This window comes from Nocardia jiangsuensis (assembly GCF_042650385.1).
Lineage (GTDB): Bacteria > Actinomycetota > Actinomycetes > Mycobacteriales > Mycobacteriaceae > Nocardia > Nocardia jiangsuensis.
This window is the reverse complement of the sequence record NZ_JBHSAX010000011.1, coordinates 16676-20479: the sequence shown is the minus strand read 5'-3', so window position 1 is coordinate 20479 and position 3804 is coordinate 16676. Positions and strand designations below refer to the sequence as shown.

Genomic DNA, 3804 nt, shown 5'->3' with positions numbered 1-3804 from the left:
ACCCCCGACACCCCGTTCCTCCGGCAGAAAGTTCGCACCCGATGAACAACCCCTTCGACGACGACGATGCCCAGTTCTACGTCCTGATCAACGACGAGGGCGAGCACTCCCTCTGGCCCGTCTTCGCCGCCGTCCCCGGCGGCTGGACCGTCGCGCACGGCGCCGCCGCCCGCCGCGAATGCCTGCACTACGTGGAAACCCACTGGCTCGACATGCGCCCCAACTCCCTCATCACCGCCATGAACGCCCCCTGATCCACCCGAATGCGGGGCGCGCGGGCCACATCCCCCTTCCGCCCGCGCGCCCCGACCCCATAACGCTTTGCGTCGACAACCGTCGACGATTCGCGTGTTCCGCCGGGTAACCGGTTGGAGAAGTTGTCCGGGGATCGTGACGGGCAGTACGGCATCCGGGTCGACGAACAGTGGCGGATCTGCTTCCGGTGGACCACCGCGGGTGCGGCCGACGTCGAAATCGTCGACTATCACCGAGAGGAGGAGTCGACATGACGACGATGGAGCCGGTTCACCCCGGACACCGCGCTGCGGCCGGCCCGCTACTTCGGCACGAGCGAGCGGTTGGCCGACGTGCTCGCCGCGATCCGGCCCCTGCGCTCCGCCTGAGAGCGAACGATCACGCCCGCCGGTCGCCGGTGGCGGTGGTCATGCGGTCGCGCCACTCGGTGACGGCCCCGCCCCGGCGGGTGCCGAGGGTGGAGTCGAAGCGGCGGGCGCGTTTGGCGACGGTGAGCCCGACGTAGGTGTTCGGCCCGGTGATGGCGGCGGTGGCGACGGCGCAGGCCTCGTCCACCTCGCCCCCGGCGAGCAGCGCGGTGGCGTGCTCGAAGCGCACCAGCGCGGGCTCCATGGTCTCGGACGGGTCGTAGGCGGCGAGCGCCTCGGCGGCGGCCTGCTCGGTCTGGTCGACGAGCCCGAGCCGGGCCGAGCCGATGGCCCGGTAGAAGGCGAGCTTCTCCGGCCGGAAGGAGAAGATGCCGAGCGGCATCTCCTCCGGCTTCGCCACCGCGAGCGCGCCGGCGGCCCGGTCGATACAGCGCGCGAAATCGGCGGCTTCGCCGAGTTCGGCGTGCGCCCGCGCGGCCAGGCTCCAGAGCCAGGCGGTGGCGGGCCCGCGGTCCGGGTTCTGCGCGAGCCGCGGCGCGAGCAGCGAGAGCACGTCGCGCGGGCGGTCGCTGTAGGTGGGCAGGTAGCCTGCGCCGGCCAGCGCGATGTCCTCGGTGTAGCGGTCACCGATGTCCTGCGCGGCGTGCGCGGCGGTGGTGTACCACATCTTGGCCTGGCCGAAATGCCCGTCGTTGAAGAGGATCTCGCCCACGACGGTCGCCAGCCTTCCCGCGGTGCGCACCAGTCTGGCCTGCGCCGCTGTGGTCTGCCGCTCGGCGAGACAGCCGCGCACGATGCGGAACTGCTCCAGCGCGCCCGGCAGCAGCTCGCGCGGCGGCACCTGCACCGCGCGGGTGCCGAGGTGGGTGGCGGTTTCCTCGAGGACCAGCAGCCTGCGCTCGCTGATCGAGCCCGCGTCCAGCGCCGCGAGCATGCGTTCGGGTTCCGCGGCGACGAGCGCCGCGGCCTGGCCGGCGATTCCGACACCGGCATAGGTCAGTAGTTCACGCCTTCTCACATCGTCCTCGACTTCCTTGTCGAGCCCGCTTTCGAGCTTGGGTTCCGGTTCGGCGATTGCCTGCGTGAACCGGGCCCGCGCCTCGGCATCCGCCTCGGCCAGCACCCGATCCAGCAAGCGCCTGCTCGCATCGTGCATCCGCGTGGTGCGGCCGTTCTCCCACAACCCCACGGTGCGTGGTGTCACTCCCACCAGACGGGCGAACTCGTAACGGCTGCGTCGCATTGCCGCGCGCAGCGCCTTGACGTGTTCACCCCTCCAGTCGACTTCGAGCATAGGTGCCGCCTCGTCCCCAACCGGTCCTTACAAGCGAAAAGTACTCGCAATTACCGTATTCGGGACTGGTTTGCGCGTACTCGCCGCGTGCACCCTTGAAAGCGCACCCGGTGCCGGGGGTTGTGCCCGAACCCTTACGGTGGACGCCCTTTTCGACCGGAGCCCGCGCGCGGTCCGATCCAGCCGCCCCCGGCTCCTCCCGCGCCACCACGGCGCCGGGTGCACACATCGAGCAACATCGGAGGTGGACCATGGACGTACTCGCACCGGATACCCGCGAACTGTGGTTGATGCAGAGCCGCGACTGCGCCGCCGAGCCGCCGCCGCTGGATGCCGCGCGCGCTCGGTTCGTCCTGGCGGTGCACGCCGGGCACGGCGCCGGATGCAGGCAGTTCCTGGCCGCCGCCGCCTTCTCCTACGGTGCCTATCGGGACACCGCCCGCGCCTGACCGGCGCGAACCCGGCGCCGCATGAGGGGCGGCGCCGGGTACGGCGGCCCTACGCGGCGTTGCTGAGCGTCTCGAACTCGCTGTCGGAGAGCGTGATCCCGGCCGCCGCGATGTTCTCCTCCACGTGCGCCACCGTCGAGGTGCCCGGAATCGGCAGTACCACCGGCGAGCGCCGCAGCAGCCAGGCCAGCGCCAGCTGGGCAGGCGAGGCACCGTGCTCGACGGAGATCGCGTCCAGCGGCCCGCCCGGCCTGGCCAGCTCGCCGGTGGCGATCGGGAACCACGGGATGAAGGCGATGTTCTCCGCCTCGGCGTACTCCAGCACCTCCTCGTCCGCCCGGTTCGCCAGGTTGTACAGGTTCTGCACGGAGACGATCGGCGCGATCTCGCGCGCCTCGCGCAGCTGCTCCACGTTCACCTGGGAGACCCCGATGTGCCGGATCTTGCCCTCCTCGCGGAGCAGCGCCAGCTCGCCGAGCTGGTCGGCGAGCGGCACCTTCGGGTCGATCCGGTGCAGCTGGTAGAGGTCGATCCGGTCGACGCCGAGGTGGCGCAGGCTCAGCTCGGTCTGCTGGCGCAGGTACTCGGGGCGGCCGACCGGCCGCCAGTCGCCTGGCCCGGAGCGGGTGAGCCCGCCCTTGGTGGCGATCACCAGGTCGTCGGCGTACGGGTGCAGCGCCTCGCGGATCAGCCGCTCGCTGACGAACGGCCCGTACGAGTCGGCGGTGTCGATGAAGTTCACGCCGAGCTCGACGGCGCGGCGCAGCACCCGCACCGCCTCCGCCGGGTCGCGCGGGTCACCCCAGACGCCCTCGCCGGTCAGCTGCATGGCGCCGTACCCGAGCCGGTTGACCGGCAGGTCGCCGCCGAGCGCGAAGGTGCCGGACGCATCGGCCGGCCGGGACTCCACATCGGTGCTCATCACAGATCCTCTCGTCGTCGATACCCCTCGGTCGCAACCGGGGGAGCGGCTCGGATGTTCCCGGTCCCGCGCCGATGAATCCGGGCCGCCCGCCGCGTCGGAACAGGGGAGGAAGGGAGAACCATGTCCGAGCACGAGATCCGCACCGTGATCGAGAACTGGGTGGCGGGCATCCAGGCCCGCGATCTCGCGGCCACGCTGGCGAACCACACCGACGACATCGTCATGTTCGACGTCCCGCCGCCGCAGAACGGCGTCCGCGGCGCCGCCGAGTACCGCGCGTCCTGGCCGCCGTTCTTCGAGTTCATCGCGAGCGGCGCCCGCTTCGAGATCGTCGAGCTCCAGGTCACCGCGGGCGCCGACGTCGCCTTCGCGCACGCCCTGCTGCACTGCGCCACCCCCGACGAGCTGGCCGCGCACCCGGACCGCCGCCTGCGCATCACGCTCGGGCTACGGCACGAGGGCGGCCGCTGGCTGATCGCGCACGAGCACCACTCGTACCCGCTGGAGGGCTGA

5 protein-coding genes and 1 pseudogene are annotated in these 3804 nt (G+C 71.5%); 4 read left to right on the top strand and 2 right to left on the bottom strand.

From position 1 onward, the window contains the following. The first annotated feature begins 41 nt into the window (after window positions 1-41). Together ACFO0B_RS11505 and ACFO0B_RS11500 are read left to right on the top strand one after the other, a co-directional pair. Complete coding sequence (locus ACFO0B_RS11505; RefSeq protein ID WP_233020628.1) at window positions 42-254, top strand: MbtH family protein; 213 nt, start codon at window positions 42-44, stop codon at window positions 252-254. 78 nt (window positions 255-332) lie between these two features. Next, window positions 333-509: pseudogene (locus ACFO0B_RS11500) on the top strand (type II toxin-antitoxin system RelE/ParE family toxin); the annotation flags it as partial. Between the two features lie 124 nt (window positions 510-633). On the opposite strand, the gene ACFO0B_RS11495 reads toward ACFO0B_RS11500, so the two are convergent. Continuing rightward, the gene (locus ACFO0B_RS11495; protein WP_378612387.1) at window positions 634-1827 is read right to left on the bottom strand and encodes a hypothetical protein; all 1194 of its coding nucleotides are present in this window, start codon (window positions 1825-1827) and stop codon (window positions 634-636) included. Between the two features lie 341 nt (window positions 1828-2168). Between ACFO0B_RS11495 and ACFO0B_RS11490 the strand changes: the two genes are divergently transcribed. Further along, on the top strand, window positions 2169-2366 hold the full coding sequence (locus ACFO0B_RS11490; protein ID WP_357025467.1) for a hypothetical protein: 198 nt from the start codon (window positions 2169-2171) through the stop codon (window positions 2364-2366). A gap of 49 nt (window positions 2367-2415) precedes the next feature. Here ACFO0B_RS11490 and ACFO0B_RS11485 read toward each other — a convergent pair whose 3' ends face one another. Continuing rightward, complete coding sequence (locus ACFO0B_RS11485; protein ID WP_378612386.1) at window positions 2416-3288, bottom strand: aldo/keto reductase; 873 nt, start codon at window positions 3286-3288, stop codon at window positions 2416-2418. Window positions 3289-3411: 123 nt separating this feature from the next. Between ACFO0B_RS11485 and ACFO0B_RS11480 the strand changes: the two genes are divergently transcribed. Continuing rightward, a complete protein-coding gene (locus ACFO0B_RS11480; RefSeq protein WP_378612385.1) occupies window positions 3412-3804 on the top strand; it encodes a YybH family protein in 393 nt (130 codons plus the stop codon).

Coding starts and splice junctions, on each gene's coding strand:
- ACFO0B_RS11485 (WP_378612386.1), bottom strand. CDS start 3,288: ATGAGCACCGATGTGGAGTCCCGGCCGGCCGATGCGTCCGGCACCTTC.
- ACFO0B_RS11480 (WP_378612385.1), top strand. CDS start 3,412: ATGTCCGAGCACGAGATCCGCACCGTGATCGAGAACTGGGTGGCGGGC.
- ACFO0B_RS11490 (WP_357025467.1), top strand. CDS start 2,169: ATGGACGTACTCGCACCGGATACCCGCGAACTGTGGTTGATGCAGAGC.
- ACFO0B_RS11505 (WP_233020628.1), top strand. CDS start 42: ATGAACAACCCCTTCGACGACGACGATGCCCAGTTCTACGTCCTGATC.